The sequence below is a fragment of the Devosia sp. Soil_C_22 genome (assembly GCF_057657195.1).
Genome location: NZ_JBDGIY010000001.1, coordinates 3,471,948 through 3,489,643, shown reverse-complemented (window position 1 = coordinate 3,489,643; position 17,696 = coordinate 3,471,948). Strand labels below are relative to the sequence as shown.

The window sequence follows — 17,696 nt, the reverse complement described above, 5'->3', positions numbered from 1 at the left end:
GGCTGAGGCTCACTTGCGAAACCAAGAATAATAATAGCGGCCGGCCCCGGTATCAGGTGCCGGCCGTTTTCATTTGACCGAGGGAATTTCCGGCATGGGCACGCGCGTCGAATCCGACTCCATGGGCACGATCAATGTGCCGTCCGAGAAGTATTACGGGGCGCAAACGGCCCGCTCGCTCGCCAATTTCGACATCGGTGGCGAAAAGATGCCGGTCGAGATCATTCGGGCTTTCGGCATCCTGAAGAAGGCGGCGGCGCTCGCCAACCACAAGCTCGGGTTGATGGACGACAAGACGCGCGATCTGATCGTCGCAGCGGCGGACGAGGTAATCGCCGGCCGGCTCGCCGACCACTTCCCGCTGGTGGTGTGGCAGACCGGGTCGGGCACCCAGTCGAACATGAATGTCAACGAGGTGATCTCCAACCGCGCCATCGAGATGGCGGGCGGCACGATGGGCTCGAAGAAGCCGATCCACCCCAACGATCACGTCAACATGAGCCAGTCGTCGAACGACACCTATCCGACGGCCATGCACATCGCCGCCGTGGCGGCGATCGAGGACTACCTGATCGACCGGGTCATGCTGCTGCGCAACACGCTCGACGGCAAGGCCAAGGAATTCATGGAGGTGGTCAAGATCGGCCGCACGCACCTGCAGGATGCGACGCCGCTGACGCTCGGCCAGGAGATCTCCGGCTGGGTGGCGCAGATCGACCTGGCGCTCAAGGCCATCCGTGCGACGCTGCCGCAGCTTTACGAGCTGGCGTTAGGCGGCACGGCGGTGGGTACCGGCCTCAACGCCCATCCCAAATATGGCGAGACGGTCGCCGCCGAGATCGCGACGCTGACCGGCCAGCCCTTCGTCACCGCGCCGAACAAGTTCGCGCTGATGGCGGGGCACGATGCGTTCGTCGGCACCTCCGGCGCGCTGAAGCAGCTCGCTGCCGCGCTCATGAAGATCGCCAATGACGTGCGCTGGCTCGCGTCGGGCCCGCGCTCGGGCCTGGGCGAGATCACCATTCCCGAGAACGAGCCCGGCTCGTCGATTATGCCGGGCAAGGTCAATCCGACCCAGTCGGAGGCCATGACCATGGTGGTGGCGCAGGTGATGGGCAACGACGCGGCCATCGGCTTTGCTGCGAGCCAGGGCAATTTCGAGCTCAACGTGTTCAAGCCGGTGATCGCCTACAATTTCCTGCAGTCGGTGCGCCTGCTTGCCGATGCGGCCAAGTCGTTCAACGACAACTGCGCCGTCGGCATCGAGCCGGATCGTAAGCGCATCAAGCAGTTGGTCGACCAGTCGCTGATGCTGGTCACCGCGCTCAACCGCAAGATCGGCTACGACAACGCCGCCAAGATCGCCAAGACGGCGCACAAGAACGGCACGACGCTGCGCGAGGAGGCGATCAACCTGGGCCTGCTCACCGGCGAGGAGTTCGACGCCGAGGTTCGGCCGGAGCAGATGGTCGGGCCGCTCAAGGTCTAGTGGTTACAGTGCGAAATTTCCGGGCGGGGCTAGCTCCGCCTGCGTGGCTTTGGCATTGTCCGCGGCACACGCAGTCAGGAGTGCCGCGATGTCCGACAATACCGTATTTCTTCCGCCGGAGCGGCGCGTCCGGAATGGCGCCTTCATTCCGCCGCTGCTGATCCTGCCGCTGATCATCTACAATTTCGTCGGCTTCCTGTTCATGGGTGGGCTGCCCTCGGGCTGGTCGCAGCAGTTGCTCACCATTCCTATGGTTTCGGGCGTGCAGTGGTCGTTGACGGCCGGCGACCTGCTGCTCGTCGTGGGGCTCGTGTGTCTGTTCTTCGAGGTGCTGAAATCCACCAATACCGGGCGCAACTCGGTGATCGAGCATATGCTGTCAGTGGTGGTGTTCGTCATCTTCCTCGTCGAGTTCCTGCTCGTCGGCGCCGCCGCGAGCTCGGTGTTCTTCATCCTGATGATGATGGCGATCGTCGATGTGGTCGCGGGCTTTACCGTGTCGATCACCGGCGCCGGCCGCGACGTCTCGATGAGTTGAGGCAGCCAGCTCAGGTCACGATCGTCTTGCGATAGCCGGCTGGCATGCGGCGCACGGCGATCCGGGCGCCCTTGTCGTAGGCGGTGACCGCCTGCTCGGTGACGATGCGCGGATCGTCCTCAGGCACGGCGTGGCGGCCGACCATAATCTGGCTGGCGAAGTCGGCGCTCGTCGTTGCCGGGGCGATGCGCAGCCGCTCGCGCGGAGAGGGCTTGTTCCCCGGCAGGCGGAAAATCGGGCGGTCGGCCTCGGTCTCGTCCATCGCATCCACGTCCCGTTGCGATGACAACGTCGCAACGGCGATCGAAGGTTGCAACGAAACGTGCGCGCTTTCCCGTGCTTTGCTAGCAAAGGGTTAACCGCGCGGGTCGCGAGCGCATACGGGATAGCCCCAAGCATAGCGGACTGCCCCTCACCCCGGCCCTCTCCCCGGAGGGGAGAGGGAGCGACGTGGCACTGGCCGTGGTCTGGCGTCCCCTCTCCCCTCCGGGGAGAGGGCCAGGGTGAGGGGCAGCATTCTCGTCTTGAATCTGAACGAGAGCGCTTAGCCCTTGAACTCGTCCTTGGCCTTACGCAGTGCGCCGAATACGGCGGCCGGCGGTGCGTCGGCGGGCAGGCCCACGGCCTTGGCCAGCGCCGGCTGGTCGGCGCGCAGGAAGGGATTCGTGGCCTTCTCCATGCCCAGGGTCACCGGAATGGTGAAGCTGCCGCCCTCGACCAGGCGCTTGACCTCGGTGGCCCGGATGTTGAGCGCCGGATTGCGCGGATCGACGCTCAGGGCGAAGGCGGCGTTGGAGGCCGTGTACTCGTGGCCGGGATAGACCAGCGTATCGTCGGGCAGGGCCCGCAACTCCTCGAGCCCTTCCCACATCGGGCCGGGCGTGCCTTCGAACATGCGGCCGACGCCGAGCGAAAACAGCGCATCGGCCGAGAACAGGTGTCGGCCAGTCGGATCGTAATAGGCGATGTGCCCGAGCGTGTGGCCCGGCGTCTCGATGACGATGAAGTCGGTCTCGCCGAGCGAGACAGTGTCGCTCGCCGACACGGTGACATCGAGCCCTAGGATCTTCTCCTGCTCGGCCTTGGGGCCGGTGACGCGCACGCCATATTCGCGCTTGAGCTCGGGAATGCCTTCGACATGGTCGGTGTGGTGGTGGGTGATGAACAGGTCGGTCAACTGCCAGCCGCGGCGGGCGAGGGCAGCCTTGATCGCCTTGGCGTCCGGTGCGTCGATGGCAGCAGTCTTGCCGGACTGGATGTCGTGGACGAGGTAGCCGAAGTTATCGCTGCGGCAGAGGAAGATATCGATGAGGAGCGGCACGAAACGGAGTCTCCGGGTGGGTCAGGAGCCGCCCCGGGTGACAGGCGGCAGTGAAGCATGACAGAAGGTAGAGGAGCTTTTCGGACAACGCCATGACCTCACATGTCGAGCGGCTGATCGGATTTTACAGGTCACCCCTGGGCAATATCGCGCGCGCCCTGCTGCGCAAGGAGATCATGCGCTTTGCCGGCAGCGTGAAAGGCCAGCGCGTGCTGGGGCTTGGCTTTGCCACGCCTTATATGCGGTTCACGCTGGAGACGGCCGAACGGGTGATCGCGGCCATGCCGGCGCGACAAGGCGCCTCGGCCTGGCCGCGCGAGGGCCCGTCGCACACGGTGCTGTGCGATCCGATGGAACTGCCGCTGACCGATGCGGCGGTCGACGTGATCATCGCGGTGCATGCGTTCGAGCATGTCGGCGACACCGAGGAGCTGATGCGCGAGCTGTGGCGGGTGTCGGCCCCCAATGCCCGGCTGATCGTGGTGGTGCCCAAGCGGCGCGGCATGTGGTCGTCGGTCGACACGACGCCGTTCGGCGATGGCCGGGCCTTCTCGCGCGGCCAGCTCGAGCGGCTGCTGCGCGACCACAGCTTCGTCCCCGAGCAGTGGAAGGACGCGCTCTACCTGCCGCCGTCGCAGAAACCGCTGATGCTCAAATCGACGCGCTTTTTCGAGCGGGCCGGTCGGTTGTTCGGGCCAACTTTTGCCGGCGTCCATTGCGTCCTGGCGCGCAAGGAGCTGTTCCCGGCCGTGCCACGGCGCAAACGGGCGGAGCGCTATGTGCGCGTGCCGGCGCTATCGCCGCAGGCCGCGATGCAGAGCCTCGAGCGCTAGAGCGCGCTTTCGGCGGCCGTCTCCGGCCGCAGGTTCAAGGCGACCTCGCCGGACCACGGCTCGGTGACGCCGCGGCCACCGCCGAGGTCTTCGAGGTGGGGGCGGAGGCGGTCGAGGTTGGCGATCATGGCGGGGCGGGCGCCGATGAGAGCCTCCATCGAGGACCATTCGCCGACCACGCAATAGTCGCGCTCGCCGGTCTTGACGATCCAGAAGTTGCGCAGGCCGGCCAGCGGCCTTGCATCCAGGTCTTTGTGTATGCTCAGGAATTCGTCGACATGTCCGGGTTTGACGCGCATGTGGACGACGTTCATTGCCGTCATCGGAACCTCCTCCGCTGGACGACGCGGGGGCATACTAGCAGAGTTCCTTTGCATGCGGGGGGGCGTTCCCATATGGTCCGCCACGATTTTGCCCCCTAGTTCGCCACGCAGATGAACGAATTCCAACAACGCCCCGTCCCGCAGCCCGGGATCACCAAGATCGCGCCCTATGTGCCGGGCCGCTCGGACACGCCGGCCGGGGTGAAGCTGGTGAAGCTGTCGGCCAACGAGTCCCCGCTGGGCCCGAGCCCGAAGGCGATCGAAGCCTACCGAGAGATGGCCGGGCGGATGCATATCTATCCCGAAGGTTCTTCGCGCGAACTGAGGACCGCACTGGGCGAGGTGCATGGCATTGCGCCGGAGCGGATCGTGTGCGGCTTCGGCTCGGACGACATCCTGCACCTGTTGGCGCAAGTCTATCTGGGCGAGGGCGACGAGGCGGTGATGAGCCAGTACGGCTTCAACGTCTATCCGATCATCACCCGCGGCGCTTCGGCCGAGATCGTCATGGCGCCCGAGACGAACTATCGCGCCGATGTCGACAAGCTGCTGGCGGCGGTGACGGCGAAGACCAAGGTCGTCTTCCTCGCCAATCCGAACAACCCGACCGGCACCTACCTCAGCAAGGCCGAGGTGGAGCGGCTGCATGCCGGGCTCCGGCCGGACATCCTGTTCGTACTCGATAGTGCCTATGCGGAATATGTGACGGCCACCGACTACTCGGTCGGCATCGACCTCGTCGACAGCGCGCAGAATGTCGTGATGGTGCGCACCTTCTCCAAGATGGGCATTGCCGGCGAGCGGGTGGGCTGGATGTATGGCCCCGACCATATCGTCGATGCGGTGAACCGCATTCGCGGGCCGTTCAACGTGTCGCTGTCGGGACAGGCGGCTGCGGCCGCGGCGGCGCGGGATGTCGAGTTCACCGCGAAGCTGCGGGCGCATAACGACAAGTGGCGCGGCTGGATCACGGCGGCGCTGAGCGGCAACGCTATCCGCGTACCGGCGAGCCAGGGCAATTTCGTGCTGGCGCTGTTCGAGGACGTCGCGACAGCGAAGGCCGCCTTCGCCGCGCTGCGCGACAAGGGCCTGCTGGTCCGCGAGATGCATGGCTACGGCATTCCGGAGGGGCTGCGCATCTCGATCGGGCTCGAGGAAGACATGCGGGCGGTGGTGGACGTACTGAAGGCGTTCGGCGCGCCGGGAGAACGCTGATGTTCAAGAAACTTGCGCTGATCGGCATTGGCCTCATCGGTTCCTCCATCGCGCGCGGTGTGCGGCTCAAGGGGCTCGCGGAGACGATCGCCATCGCCACGCATCGGCCGGAGACGCTGGAGGAGGCGCGCCAGCTCGGGCTGGGCGATATCTACACGCTCGATCCCGCCGAGGCGGTCGAGGGGGCAGACCTCGTCATCCTCTGCACGCCGGTCGGCGTCTATGGCGAGGTGATGGAGCGCACCCGCGAGCATCTGGCGCCGGGCGCCATCCTGTCCGATGTCGGCTCGGTGAAGGGCCATGTGATGAAGGTGATCGAGCCGCTGCTGCCGGCCGGCGTGCACTTTATCCCCGGCCACCCGCTGGCGGGCACCGAGCATTCCGGCCCCGCCGCCGGCTTTGCCGACCTGTTCGTCGGGCGCTGGTGCGTGCTGACGCCCAAGGCCGATGTCGATCGCGTGGCGGTCGACCGGCTGATGTCGTTCTGGGGCGCGCTCGGCTCCAATGTCGAGTGCATGGATGCGGCGCACCACGATATGGTGCTGGCCATCACCAGCCACGTGCCACACCTCATCGCCTACAATATTGTCGGCACGGTCGCCGATCTAGAAGCGGATACGCAGTCAGAGGTGATCAAGTTCTCGGCCTCGGGATTTCGCGATTTCACCCGCATCGCCGCCAGCGACCCGGTGATGTGGCGCGACGTGTTCCTCACCAATCGCGACGCGGTGCTGGAGATGCTGGGGCGGTTCCTCGAAGACCTGAGCCGGCTGCAGCGCGCGGTGCGTGTCGGCGATGGGCCCGGGATGCAGGAGCTGTTCACCCGCACCCGCGCCGTGCGGCGCTCGATCATCACGGCGGGGCAGGAGACGGCGGCGCCGGACTTTGGCCGGCCGCATGGCAAGACCGACAATGCGGTGGTGCAGCCGCAGGATACGCCGGCGTTCCAGGTGCGGGAGCACGGGGGCGGGGAGGACGCCTGAGGCGTTGCGATCCGACGAACGGCCCCTTACCCTGACCCTCTCCCCGGAGGGGAGAGGGGACGTTGTGGCACGGGCGGTGCTTACGGCCGCCCCCTCCACCGCCTTCGGCGGTCCCCCTCCCCCGTAAACGGGGGAGGATTTGCTGTGGCACGATTGTGTCCGATCACCGGCTGTCATCCCTGCGCAAGCAGGGATCCATCTATCCGGCTGTGCGCGCTGCGAGTTGGACCCCTGCTTTCGCAGGGGTGACAGCCAGTGGGTGCGGCTAGAGCGCGGCGCCCGAGATGCCTCAAAACAACGCCGGCAGTTCCATGAACACGAAGGTCAAGAGCTTCACCTGGCCGTCGGCGATGGTGAGGCTGTTGGCGTAGGTGCCGTCCGGTTGCGGGGCGCCGCGGAGCATGGCGAGGGACATGGCGGGGACGACCTGGGCGAGGCGGTCGAGGACTGCCCTGGTGCGGTAGTTGAGCTGGCCCTGGGCGAAGCCGCCGCCCGACAGGCTGAGTTCGCCGTCGATGTCGAAGGATTCTTCCGGGCTCGCCTGGTTGCCGGCGAGCTTTGCGATCTTGAGGATGCCGCCGCGGGCCTGCCAGTTGCGGATGGCGTCAGGGGCGGCGAAGTCGCGGAGGTCGGCGGGGAGGGCGGTGAGCTGGGATTCCAGCGTCAGATTGCCGTCATGGATGTTGAGGCCGGGCAGGGTGAGGCCTTCGGCCGCGACGTACTGGGCGAGTGTCGCGGTGCCGGCGGCGCGGTCGAGCCGTTCCGGGATGTCGATCAGATGGGCTTCGACGTGGCGGGCGCTGGCTTCGAACACGTCGCCGGCGACGACGTCGGTGACGATCAGCTCGTCGGCCTGGACGGAGAGCCGGGCGATGCGCCAGCCTTCGCCGCTGAACCCTTTCAGCAGATCGGCCGAGGCGAGCCGCAGGCTGCCGTCGAGCCTGGCGAAATCGAGCCGGCGCTGGCTGCCGGTGAAGGCATCGGCATAGGCGAAGGGGCCTTTGGCCGAAAAGATCATATGGGTCGGGCTGTAGGCGAGCAGGGTGGCGCGCAGTTCGGGGACGGTGACGGTCAGGTCCTGGTCGACGACGGTGCCGTTGACGCAGTCGAGGTCGAAGCGGAAGGGGAAGCCGGAGACGTTGAAGGTGTCGCAGGTGAGCCTGGGGGCGCTCTCGCCGTCGGCCTCGGCCAGCAGCGCGACCTGGTTGCGCACCTCGCCGGCGGCCCATAGCCAGCCTGCGCTCCAGCCGGCCACCACGAGGATGATGGCGATGGCAAGCCAGAGGAACTTCCGCAACGTCAAATCTCCCATGCGGGCGCACCGGTTGCGCCGGGCGGACCGTATCGATAGGAACGTGACCGCGGCAAGGCGGTCGAGGACTCGTGCAGCAGAAATCCACGCATTGGGTATTCGGTTACGGTTCGCTCATCTGGCGGCCGGGCTTCGACTTCGTCAGCCAGCAGGTGGCGCTGCTGCGTGGCGTGCATCGTCGCCTGTGCGTCTACTCCTACCGGCATCGCGGCACCGAGGCGCAGCCGGGACTGGTGTTCGGGCTGATGCCCGGTGGCTCATGCCGGGGCATGGCGTTCGAGGTGGACGACGAGGCCTGGGACGAGGTGCACGCTTACCTGACCGAGCGCGAGATGGATCGTGGCGTCTACAAGGAGGCGCGGCGGCCGATCATGCTGGCGGACGGGACGATGACGACCGCGCTGGCCTTCCTCGCCGACACACGGCACGTGCAGTATGCCGGCAAGCTCGAGATTGCCGAGCAGGTGCGGCTGGTGCGGCGCGGGGTCGGCGAGTCCGGAGCGAACCCCGAATATGTACTCGAGACGGCGCGGCGGCTGAACGAACTCGGGATCGGCGACCGCTATCTCGACGAGGTAGTCGCGGCGCTGGGCGGGACGGATGTGCCGGTGGTGGTGACGGCGTGAAGAGGGAGAAGGTAGAAGGTAGAAACTAGAAAGTAGAAGTTAGAAGGTGGAGACTGGCGGACAGCGCCTACCTTCTACCTCCTAATTTCTACCTTCTCGTTTTCTCACTTCACGCCGCGTTCAACCCCAGAACCGGCTCGGCGCCTTCGAGGTCCCACACCACGGTCAGCCGCTCCACGGCGTCGGGGCTGGCTTCGACGCGGAAGACGCGGTCGGCGCAGTCCATGGCGAGACGGAAGCGGGCGCGGCTCACCGGGTCTTCGACAAGGTCGAGAGCGCCGCCGGCCCACAGCACATGGGGCCCGAGCGCGATCAGGTAGAGTTCGTCGCCGGTAAAGGTGAACATGTCGAGGGGGCGGGGTTCGAGCGCATAGAAACGCCCCGACCGGCCGCGCCAGTTCACCGGATGCTGAGACGCCGTCTCCAGCAATGTACGATCCAGCGTCGGCACCATCCCCAACTCCATGCCTAGCAAAGGGGAACAAAGATAGAACGGATTTTAGACAAATGTCAAGCGTCGCCCAGGCTGGCATCTACACCTATGGGCTGCGTCGCGAGTCGCGTCAAGATGTAGTAGGTTTGGCCGCCTGGGGGGCGATCCCTTGTTGCAGCGCCTCGAGCCGGGCGCGTAGTTCGGGAGTGAGCGGACGGCTGAGGCCCTCCTCGCAGGTAGCCAGGATCAGGCGGTTGGTTTCGCCCTCGATGGCACCGATCAGGCGGGCGCGAAACTCTTCCGGCGGCAGTCCGGGCGGGATGGCGGGGAGGAAGCGGGCGCGGGCCGTGCCCGGCCAGAGTCGCAGGCTGTTGCGCCCCCAGAACAGGCCGGAATTGAGCGCCACCGGCACGACCGGGACATTGAGGCCTTCGTAGAGGCGGACGACGCCATAGCGGTAGTCGTAGGGGTCGAGCGGCGCTTTCCGGGTGCCTTCGGGGAAAATGATGATGCGGGCGCCGCGATCGAGCGCGCCCTGCGCGTCGGCCAGCATCAGCGGGATGGCGTCGCCGCCGAGCGAGCGGTCGATGCGGATGGTATCGAAGGCCCGTGCCGCCTGGCCAAAGAACGGTATGTCGATCAGTTCCTTCTTGGCGATGAAGGCCGGCCGGCGGGCGTCGGGGAGCAGGGCGAAAATGTCCCAGTCGCTCATGTGCTTGGACGCAATGATGCAGGGACCCGCCGGGATGTTCTCGGCACCCTGCACGTCGGTCTTGATGCCCGCGAGCACGCGCAGGGCGGCGATGTTGGAGTGGATCCAGTAGAGGGCGAGGGCCCAGCCGAAGCGGGTGCGGCCACGCAGGATGGCGCTCAGCCCCACGATGATCGCGAGTGGCACCGTCTGCACGTAGAAGAACGCGTAGAACAGCAGCGAGCGGATCGTTTGGACGATCACGTTGTTTCTCCCCCGAATGGACGGGCAAGGTGGGGTGGAATCGGGGGCTGGGTCAACGGACGTCGGAGTTCGGAGGTCGGGCGGAGATGGCCTGTTCGACCTTCGAATTCCGACTTTCGACTTCCCGCCTAAGAAATCCGCTGCAGGAAGCGCCGCACGGTGAGGCGCGAGGTGATGGCGGTGAGGGCGGCGATGACCGGTACGGTGGCGAGGATGCCGAGCATGCCATCGAGCCCGAGCGCGAAGCGGCCGAACAGGATGCCGAGCTGCTGGCCGGCTTCCTGCGGCACCATGGAGCCGGCGGCGAGGCCGACCAGCAGGAAGAAGATGAGCGCGCCAAGGCCGCCGAAGATGCCGCCGCGGAAGCCGATGGTCAGGAAGCGGCCCTGGAATTCGCCGGCGATGAAATTGTTCGAGGCGCCGATGAAGTGCAGCACGTCGACGATCTCGCGGTTCGACGCCATGGTGCCGCGCGTCGCGAAGACGATGGCGAGCACGGTGGCGACGACGATCAGGCTGAGGACGAGCAGGCCGGAGGCGACGATGGTGCCGGCCATGACGTTAAGCTGCTGACGCCAGGCGGCATGCGTATCGAGGCTGGCGCCCTGCACCGCCTGCAGGTCGCGCTGCAGCTTTTCGATATCGGCCTCGCCCGGATCGGCGAGCTCGACGACGACGAGGCGGGGGATATCGATGGCGGTGAGATCGAGGCCAGCGCCCAGCCACGGCTCGAGCAGCTTCTGGCTGTCCTCGAGCGACAGCGCGCGGGCCGCCGCAACGCCGGGGGTGGCTTCGGCGAGAGCGACCGCGGTGCGCAGGTTCGATTCCATCACCTCGCCCTCGACCGGGCGGATCTGGATGGTCATCTCGCGGCCGACATCGGACGACCAGGCGATGGCCGATTTCTGCACCAGCACGACGCCGCCGAGCGTCACGCCCGAGAGGAAGGTCATGATGGCGATGAGCAGGACCAGGGTGCGACCGGCGACCGAGCGCTCGGGCACGATCGCGGCGTTGCGTTCGCGGTTGGCGAAGCCGGCAAAGGCGGGGAGTTTCGGCATTTTCAGCTCAGCCACCCGAGCCTCCCTCGCTGAACAGGATCTGGCCATCCTGCAGGTTCATGCGCGGGAACGGGAAGCTGTCGAGCAGCGGCAGCTCGTGCGTCGCGAGGATGATGGTGGTGCCCATCTTGTTGAGCTCGGCGAACAGCCGGACCAGGCGCAAGGCCAGCTCGGGGTCGACGTTGCCGGTGGGCTCGTCGGCGAGGAGGATGTCCGGCCGGCCGATCACCGCGCGGGCGATGGCGGCGCGTTGCTTTTCGCCGCCCGAGAGCACGGCCGGGAGCGCGTCGAGGCGCTCGCCGAGGCCGACCCATTGCAGGAGCTCGGTAACATTGGCCTTGTAGCTCGACTCCGGCTCGCCGAGCACACGCAGCGGCAGCGCCACATTTTCGAAGGTGGTGAGATGGTCGAGCAGGCGGAATTCCTGGAACACGATGCCGATGTGACGGCGCATCTGCAGCAGCGCGTCCTGGTCGAGCGAGGAGGTATCCTTGCCGAACAGGGTGACGCGGCCGCGGGTCGGCTTCAGCGACAAGAGCAGCAGGCGCAGCAGCGAGGTCTTGCCCGAACCGGAGGGGCCGGTGAGGAAGTGAAACGTGCCGGGTTCGATCCGGAATGTGAGATCGCGCAGGATCTCTGGGCCCTGGCCATAGCGCAGGCCGACATTGGAGAACTCGATCACCGGGTCATCCGCTCCGAATCAGTTGCATCGCATCTTAACAGCGGCAGTTTGCTGCCGGCCGCGTTCTCACCCAGAATTCAGCCCAAATCTTGGAGGCGATTGCAGTTTGGGCCAGCAGCGGTTTGAGGAAACTTAACCGCCGGGCGGCTAGGTTCGGACATGCCTTCGATCCAGCCAGCGACAGTCGTGATTGCCTGCCCGCATTGCGGGACGCGCTACCAGGTGCCGCCCGAGACGCTGGGCGAGCGCGGGCGCAATGTTTCGTGCGCGCATTGCGGCAAGGCGTGGCTGGCCGAGGCGCCGGCCTTCGATATCGAGGACGACCGGCTGTTCACGCCGAGCGAGGAAGAGGCGCTCGACAAGCAGTTCACCGATGTGGAGAAGCGCGGCGAGCTCGCGACGGTGCCGAGCGCACTGCGCAAGCTGATGCCGCTCGACCAGCCGCCGCCGCCCGAAGTGGTGAAATCGATCGCCGAGATCAAGGCAGCGCTGGCGCCGCGTACCGCGGTCGACGAGCCGGCCGCTGCTGCTGCGAAGGCGGAGCCGACCAAGCCCAAGACGCCGGAACCGAAGCGGGGGCTGCCACTGGCGCGGCTCTATCCGCTGGTGCGCATGCTCGCGGTGTTGCTGCTGGTCGCGGTGGTGGCGGGTGGCGTCATGTTCCGCACCGAGATCGTGCGGGCGCTGCCGGCTATGGCAGGCGTCTACGCCGCGGTGGGGATGCCGGTGAATGTGGTCGGGCTCGACTTTTCGGACGTGACGACGCTGACGACGCGGCGCGGCGAGGAAACCGCACTTGTGGTGACGGCGAAGATCCGCGCCATCGGCGGCAGGCGCACGGCGATTCCTCCGGTGGTGGCGACGCTGCTCGATGAGCATGGCGCGCCGGTTTACGAGTGGAGCGTAGTGCCGCCGGCGCCGGATGTGGCGCCGGGCGAGGTCGTGGATCTGTCTGCCGAGCTCGCCAAGCCGCCTGAGGGGGCGCGCGAACTGCGCCTGAGTTTTGCCGATGGCCGCACGCCGCGCGATGCGGCGCCGATTGAATCGATACCAGACGAACCCGTTGAAGAGACGCATTGATATGGCCAGGATCCTGCTTGCCGAAGACGATGATGGTGTGCGCGCCTTCGTGTGCCGCGCCCTCCAGCATGCCGGCCACGAGGTGGTGGAAGCGGAGGACGGGGGCCTCGCCTCCGAGGTAATGGCGGCCGAGGCCGGGCGCTTCGACCTGCTGCTCAGCGACATCAAGATGCCGGTGATGGACGGGATCGCGCTGGCGCTCAATGTCGGGGCGAGCTGGCCCGGCGTCACGATCATGCTGATGACCGGCTTTGCCGACCAGCGCGAGCGGGCGCACGGGCTCGACCAGCTGGTCTATGACGTGATCCCCAAGCCGTTCACGCTGGCGCAGGTGCTGAGCAAGGTGGACGACGCGCTGAACGGCCGGCCGGCTGAGATCGTGTCGCTGGCGCGGGCCGCGCTGGTGCACTAGGTCCGGCCCCTCACCCCGACCCTCTCCCCGGAGGGGAGAGGGGGCGATGTGCACTGCCGGTGCAAAGTGCGTCCCCTCTCCCCTCAGGGGAGAGGGCCAGGGTGAGGGGATGAATCCCTCAGCCTCGCTCCTCCAAGATCTGAATGTCGTAGGCCTCCGCCTTCTCCGCCATGAAACGGACGAAGCGGTCGCCTTCGCGCTCCAACTCGGCGACGGCGGCTTTGCGCAGGTTGTGATAGGGCTCGATGCTGAGCGTGGCGTGGCCCTTCTTATGCTCGATGGCCCAGCCGGCGGCGATGACGCCGTCGATCAGCACGGCTGGCTTGAAATCGGCGAACAGGTTGATGCGCTTCTCGTCGAGTTCCGCGAGCATGCGGCGGCGGTTGTCGTAGCCGAGATAGGCATTCTCGTAGAGCGGCAGGAAGCGCACCGGCGCGGGCGTATCGGCATCGGGGCGCGGTGCGTCGGGCAGGTCGAACAGCTCGCGGCCATCGGGCGCGGTGAAGGTGACGAGCTCGGGGCGCAGGGCTTCGAACACTTCGCCGAGCTTGGTGAGGCGCGACCAGGTCTGCATGTCGGCGACGCTGGCCGGGCCGTAGGCGGCGAGGTAGCGGCGGACCAGGGTTTCACGGGCGACCGGGCGCATATGGGGCGTGGGCAGCCAGTTCTGCAGGCGCGTGAGGACGGGCGCGTGGCCGGAGCCCCAGATGCGGGTGGGCGGGATCTGGACCAGCGTGTCGGTCGATTGCAGCAAGGTGGTCAGCGCCAGCGGCTCGGCGGCGGGGAATTGCTCTTTCAGCTTCTTGCCCAGCGCGCCGGCGGTCATCGGTTCGGCGTCGAGCAGCTTGCGCGCCAGCTTCAGTACGGCGGCCTCGTCGACGTTGCCGGAGCGCTTCTTGAAATTGCTGAGCCAGACGGTGCGCAGGAACGGCTGCATCTGCTCACGAATGCCGATCAGGTCGTCGGCGGTATGGAGGTGCAGCGTGCCGCGCATGGTGGTGGCGCGAGCGAGGGTGCGATCGACGATGAGCGCCGTAAGCGCTTCATGGGTGAAGCCGTTCAGCCGCGACCATAGGCCGATATAGGGATCATGGGTCTGCTGGGCCTGGAGGCCGAGCAGCCATTCGACGGCTTCGACGATGCCCATATCGGAGCGTTCGAGCAGCATCTGGCGGGCGAGGGTGGCCCGGTTGAGCTGGCGGTCGGTCAGGGTCGTCGGCATCGCACGTCTCCTTGTCAGGATAGGGCGATGGTAGATTGGGGCTGGTGACAGGGTTTGTCAGCAGTGGGGCTGCCGCGACCCCCTCTCTGCTGCGACTAACTCGCTGCGCTCGTAAGTCTCGCGTCTCCCCCGCCAGGGGGGAGAGGGTGCCCGCCAAGTGCATCGGGGTTGCGGTTTCGCAAGAGAGGGGGGCGGCCAGAGGCACCCCTCAAATCCAGTCCGGGACGCTATCGAGCGCGATCAGCTCTTCGATCGACTTGCGCGGCCGGATGACGTGCCACCTGGCGCCATCCACCAGCACCTCCGGGACCAGCGGGCGGGAGTTGTAGCTCGAGGCCATCACGGCGCCATAGGCGCCGGCGGACATGACCGAGAGCAGGTCGCCTTCCTTGACGCCGGCCATCTTGCGGTCCTGGGCGAGGAAGTCGCCGGTTTCGCAGACCGGGCCGACCACGTCGGCGGTGATCTGCGGCAGGTTGGAATGGACCACCGGCTGGATGTCGTGGTGCGCCTCGTAGAGGGTCGGTCGGATCAGGTCGTTCATCGCCGCGTCGACGATGACGAAGGTCTTCGCCCCCTCCTTCACATACTCGACCTTGGTGACGAGGATGCCGGCATTGCCGACGATCACCCGGCCGGGCTCCAGCACCAGCGACACGCCCAGCGGGGCGATATGCTTCCGGACAATCTCCGCATAGGCGGTGGGGAGCGGCGGGGCTTCCTCGTCGTGGTGGTAGGGGATGCCGAGCCCGCCGCCGACATCGGCGTGGCGGATGTCGTGGCCGGCGGCCTTGAGGTCGCGGATCAGCTCGGCGAGCAGCGCGAAGGCGTTGTCGAACGGCCGCATGTCGGTGATCTGGCTGCCGATATGCATGTCGACGCCGACGGCGCGGACGCCCGGCAGCTCGGCGATGCGGGCATAGACCTCGCGGGCGCGGGCATAGGGGATGCCGAACTTGTTCTCGGCCTTGCCGGTCGAGATCTTCTTGTGCGTGCCGGCATCGACATCGGGGTTGATGCGGACGGAGACCGGCGCGATCTCGCCCATCGACACGGCAACGTCGCTCAGCCGTTCCAGCTCGGGCTCGCTCTCGAGGTTGAAGCACTTGATGCCGAGTTCGAGCGCGCGGCGCATTTCGGCAAAGGTCTTGCCGACGCCCGAGAACACAATCTTGTTGGGCGGAATGCCGGCAGCGATGGCGCGCTCGAGCTCGCCGCCCGAAACGACGTCGGCGCCGGCGCCTTCCCTGGCGATCAGCTTCAGCACGGCCTGGTTCGAGTTGGCCTTCATGGCGTAGGCGACGAGCGTATCCATGCCGGCAAAGGCTTCGCGCATCACGCGCACGTGGCGGCGGAGGGTCGCGGCTGAATAGACATAGAAGGGCGTGCCGACCTTACCGGCCAGCTGGGTCAGGTCGACGTCCTCGGCAAACAGCTTGTCGCCGCGATATTCAAAGTGATGCACCAAGGTGAAGCGCCCCGCGAAATCCGGCGGAAGCTCTAGGCGAAAGGGGCGCGGAGGGGAAGCTAGACTTCTCGATGGGGCCGATAAGGGGAGGTGATCCTGCCTGCGAAGGGAGGGATCGGGTCTCGAAGATGCCCCCCCACCCTGTCCCTCCCCCGCAAGGGGGGAGGTGACCTGCGCTCGCAGGTCTTCGTCCCACTGGCGCCGGCGTTCGCTTGAGCGTCTCCCTCCCCCTTGCGGGGAGGGGACAGGGGTGGGGGAACTCTTTTGGGCGCGATGCCAGAGGCTAGTCCGAAACCCCGCCATCGCCGTGGCCGTGGCCGCCGCGGACCTTGACCGGCTCGCTCTTTTCGCCGGTGAGGATTTCCTTCCAGCGCGCCGCCTGTGCGGCGACATTCTCGGGCGCGGTGCCGCCATAGCTCTTGCGGGCGGCTACCGAGGCCTCGACGCTCAGCACCTTGTGGATGCGGCTGTCGATGCGCTCGTCGATCGACTTGAAGTCCTCAATGGTCAGCCCGTCGAGGCTCATGCCCTTCTGTTCGGCCAGCGCGACGATCTGGCCGGTGATGTGGTGGGCCTCGCGGAACGGGATGTTGGCCTGCTTGACCAGCCAGTCGGCGATATCGGTGGCGGTCGAGAAGCCGGCATTGGCGGAGGCGCGCATCTTTTCGCGGTTGGCGACAATATCCTCGACCATGCCGGTCATGGCGGCGAGCGACAGGGAGAGGGAGTCGAGCGCGTCGAAGGCGACTTCCTTGTCTTCCTGCATGTCCTTGGAATAGGCGAGCGGCAGGCCCTTCATGACGATCAGCAGGCTGGTCAGAGCGCCCATGATGCGGCCGACCTTGGCGCGGATCAGTTCGGCGGCATCGGGGTTGCGCTTCTGCGGCATGATCGAGCTGCCGGTCGTGAACTTGTCGGAAAGCTTCACGAAGCCGAATTGGGCCGACGACCAGATCACCAGCTCCTCGGCGAAGCGGCTCAGGTGCATGGCGCAGAGGCTCGCGGCGCTCAGCGTCTCGAGGATGAAGTCGCGGTCGGAGACGGCGTCGAGCGAGTTGGCGGTCGGGCGGTCGAAGCCGAGCGCCTGCGCCGTCATCTCGCGATCGATGGGGTAGGGGGTACCGGCCAGCGCGGCCGAGCCGAGCGGGCTTTCGTTGAGGCGCTTGCGCGCATCCTCGAAGCGGCCATGGTCGCGGCCGAGCATTTCGACATAGGCGAGCAGGTGGTGGCCGAAGGTGACCGGCTGGGCGTTCTGCAGGTGCGTGAAGCCCGGCATGATGGTCGCGACTTCGGTCTCGGCGCGGCGCACGAGAGCCAGCTGCAGCGTCCTGATCTGCGCCAGCAGCGTGTCGATGGCGTCGCGGACATAGAGGCGGAAATCGGTCGCGACCTGGTCGTTGCGCGAGCGGGCGGTATGCAGCCGCCCGGCCGGATCGCCGATCAGGTCCTTGAGCCGGCTCTCGACATTCATGTGAATGTCCTCGAGCGCGCGCGAGAATGTGAACGTGCCGGTTTCGATCTCGCCGAGCACCGAGTTCAGGCCGGAAATGATGGCGTCGCGGTCGGACTGGGTCAGGATGCCCACTTCCGCCAGCATCGTGGCATGTGCGATAGACCCGGCTATGTCCTGCTTGAACAGTCGCTGGTCGAAGCCGATGGAGGCGTTGATTTCTTCCATGATGGCGTCGGGGCCCGTCGCAAAACGGCCGCCCCACATGCGATTGCTCATCTCAACTCCAACGG

19 protein-coding genes are annotated in these 17,696 nt (G+C 66.6%); 8 read left to right on the top strand and 11 right to left on the bottom strand.

Annotated elements, in window-relative coordinates:
- Positions 1–94: 94 nt before the first annotated feature.
- Positions 95–1,489: a class II fumarate hydratase gene (gene fumC, locus AC3A6I_RS16975; RefSeq protein ID WP_487544944.1), complete on the top strand. Its 1,395-nt coding sequence runs from the start codon at positions 95–97 to the stop codon at positions 1,487–1,489.
- Between the two features lie 88 nt (positions 1,490–1,577).
- On the top strand, positions 1,578–2,027 hold the full coding sequence (locus AC3A6I_RS16970; RefSeq protein WP_487544943.1) for a hypothetical protein: 450 nt from the start codon (positions 1,578–1,580) through the stop codon (positions 2,025–2,027).
- A gap of 10 nt (positions 2,028–2,037) precedes the next feature.
- Here the strand turns inward: AC3A6I_RS16970 and AC3A6I_RS16965 are convergent, their stop codons facing one another.
- Both AC3A6I_RS16965 and gloB read right to left on the bottom strand, forming a co-directional pair.
- Positions 2,038–2,289, bottom strand: coding sequence for a hypothetical protein (locus tag AC3A6I_RS16965; RefSeq protein ID WP_487544942.1), 252 nt, complete (start codon positions 2,287–2,289; stop codon positions 2,038–2,040).
- 282 nt (positions 2,290–2,571) lie between these two features.
- Positions 2,572–3,348 (bottom strand): hydroxyacylglutathione hydrolase, encoded by a 777-nt coding sequence (gene gloB, locus AC3A6I_RS16960; protein ID WP_487544941.1) that lies wholly within the window; start codon positions 3,346–3,348, stop codon positions 2,572–2,574.
- 92 nt (positions 3,349–3,440) lie between these two features.
- Here gloB and AC3A6I_RS16955 point away from each other — a divergent pair, with 92 nt between their 5' ends.
- Positions 3,441–4,181 (top strand): class I SAM-dependent methyltransferase, encoded by a 741-nt coding sequence (locus AC3A6I_RS16955; RefSeq protein ID WP_487544940.1) that lies wholly within the window; start codon positions 3,441–3,443, stop codon positions 4,179–4,181.
- Here AC3A6I_RS16955 and AC3A6I_RS16950 read toward each other — a convergent pair.
- Positions 4,178–4,504: a DUF718 domain-containing protein gene (locus AC3A6I_RS16950; RefSeq protein ID WP_487544939.1), complete on the bottom strand. Its 327-nt coding sequence runs from the start codon at positions 4,502–4,504 to the stop codon at positions 4,178–4,180. The two genes, AC3A6I_RS16955 and AC3A6I_RS16950, sit on opposite strands and share 4 nt — an antisense overlap.
- Before the next feature lie 111 nt (positions 4,505–4,615).
- On the opposite strand from AC3A6I_RS16950, the gene hisC reads away from it, so the two are divergent.
- Both hisC and AC3A6I_RS16940 read left to right on the top strand, forming a co-directional pair.
- Positions 4,616–5,719 (top strand): histidinol-phosphate transaminase, encoded by a 1,104-nt coding sequence (gene hisC / locus AC3A6I_RS16945; protein ID WP_487544938.1) that lies wholly within the window; start codon positions 4,616–4,618, stop codon positions 5,717–5,719.
- Positions 5,719–6,702, top strand: coding sequence for a prephenate/arogenate dehydrogenase family protein (locus AC3A6I_RS16940; RefSeq protein ID WP_487544937.1), 984 nt, complete (start codon positions 5,719–5,721; stop codon positions 6,700–6,702). Before hisC ends, AC3A6I_RS16940 begins: the two co-directional genes overlap by 1 nt.
- Positions 6,703–6,991: 289 nt before the next feature.
- On the opposite strand, the gene AC3A6I_RS16935 is transcribed toward AC3A6I_RS16940, so the two are convergent.
- Positions 6,992–7,999 (bottom strand): DUF2125 domain-containing protein, encoded by a 1,008-nt coding sequence (locus AC3A6I_RS16935; protein WP_487544936.1) that lies wholly within the window; start codon positions 7,997–7,999, stop codon positions 6,992–6,994.
- Between the two features lie 86 nt (positions 8,000–8,085).
- Between AC3A6I_RS16935 and AC3A6I_RS16930 the strand changes: the two genes are divergently transcribed.
- Positions 8,086–8,640, top strand: coding sequence for a gamma-glutamylcyclotransferase (locus AC3A6I_RS16930; RefSeq protein ID WP_487544935.1), 555 nt, complete (start codon positions 8,086–8,088; stop codon positions 8,638–8,640).
- A gap of 109 nt (positions 8,641–8,749) precedes the next feature.
- On the opposite strand, the gene AC3A6I_RS16925 is transcribed toward AC3A6I_RS16930, so the two are convergent.
- From AC3A6I_RS16925 to ftsE, 4 genes are all read right to left on the bottom strand, one after another.
- Entirely contained in the window at positions 8,750–9,094 is a 345-nt protein-coding gene (locus AC3A6I_RS16925; protein ID WP_487544934.1) for a hypothetical protein, read from the bottom strand.
- A 109-nt stretch (positions 9,095–9,203) separates the two neighbouring features.
- Positions 9,204–10,028, bottom strand: a complete 825-nt coding sequence (locus tag AC3A6I_RS16920; RefSeq protein WP_487544933.1) for a lysophospholipid acyltransferase family protein — start codon at positions 10,026–10,028, stop codon at positions 9,204–9,206.
- Positions 10,029–10,156: 128 nt separating this feature from the next.
- Complete coding sequence (locus tag AC3A6I_RS16915; RefSeq protein WP_487544932.1) at positions 10,157–11,104, bottom strand: cell division protein FtsX; 948 nt, start codon at positions 11,102–11,104, stop codon at positions 10,157–10,159.
- Positions 11,097–11,771: a cell division ATP-binding protein FtsE gene (gene ftsE, locus AC3A6I_RS16910; RefSeq protein ID WP_487544931.1), complete on the bottom strand. Its 675-nt coding sequence runs from the start codon at positions 11,769–11,771 to the stop codon at positions 11,097–11,099. Before ftsE ends, AC3A6I_RS16915 begins: the two co-directional genes overlap by 8 nt.
- Before the next feature lie 159 nt (positions 11,772–11,930).
- Here ftsE and AC3A6I_RS16905 point away from each other — a divergent pair, with 159 nt between their 5' ends.
- Together AC3A6I_RS16905 and AC3A6I_RS16900 are read left to right on the top strand one after the other, a co-directional pair.
- Complete coding sequence (locus AC3A6I_RS16905) at positions 11,931–12,851, top strand: zinc-ribbon domain-containing protein (RefSeq protein WP_487544930.1); 921 nt, start codon at positions 11,931–11,933, stop codon at positions 12,849–12,851.
- A 1-nt stretch (position 12,852) separates the two neighbouring features.
- Positions 12,853–13,263, top strand: coding sequence for a response regulator (locus tag AC3A6I_RS16900; RefSeq protein ID WP_487544929.1), 411 nt, complete (start codon positions 12,853–12,855; stop codon positions 13,261–13,263).
- A 118-nt stretch (positions 13,264–13,381) separates the two neighbouring features.
- Here AC3A6I_RS16900 and AC3A6I_RS16895 read toward each other — a convergent pair whose 3' ends face one another.
- The 3 genes from AC3A6I_RS16895 to argH all read right to left on the bottom strand — a co-directional run bounded on the left by AC3A6I_RS16895 (position 13,382) and on the right by argH (position 17,682).
- A complete protein-coding gene (locus AC3A6I_RS16895) occupies positions 13,382–14,485 on the bottom strand; it encodes a winged helix DNA-binding domain-containing protein (protein WP_487544928.1) in 1,104 nt (367 codons plus the stop codon).
- A 208-nt stretch (positions 14,486–14,693) separates the two neighbouring features.
- Positions 14,694–15,950, bottom strand: coding sequence for a diaminopimelate decarboxylase (gene lysA, locus AC3A6I_RS16890; protein ID WP_487545052.1), 1,257 nt, complete (start codon positions 15,948–15,950; stop codon positions 14,694–14,696).
- A gap of 286 nt (positions 15,951–16,236) precedes the next feature.
- Entirely contained in the window at positions 16,237–17,682 is a 1,446-nt protein-coding gene (gene argH / locus AC3A6I_RS16885; protein ID WP_487544927.1) for an argininosuccinate lyase, read from the bottom strand.
- Positions 17,683–17,696: the final 14 nt, after the last annotated feature.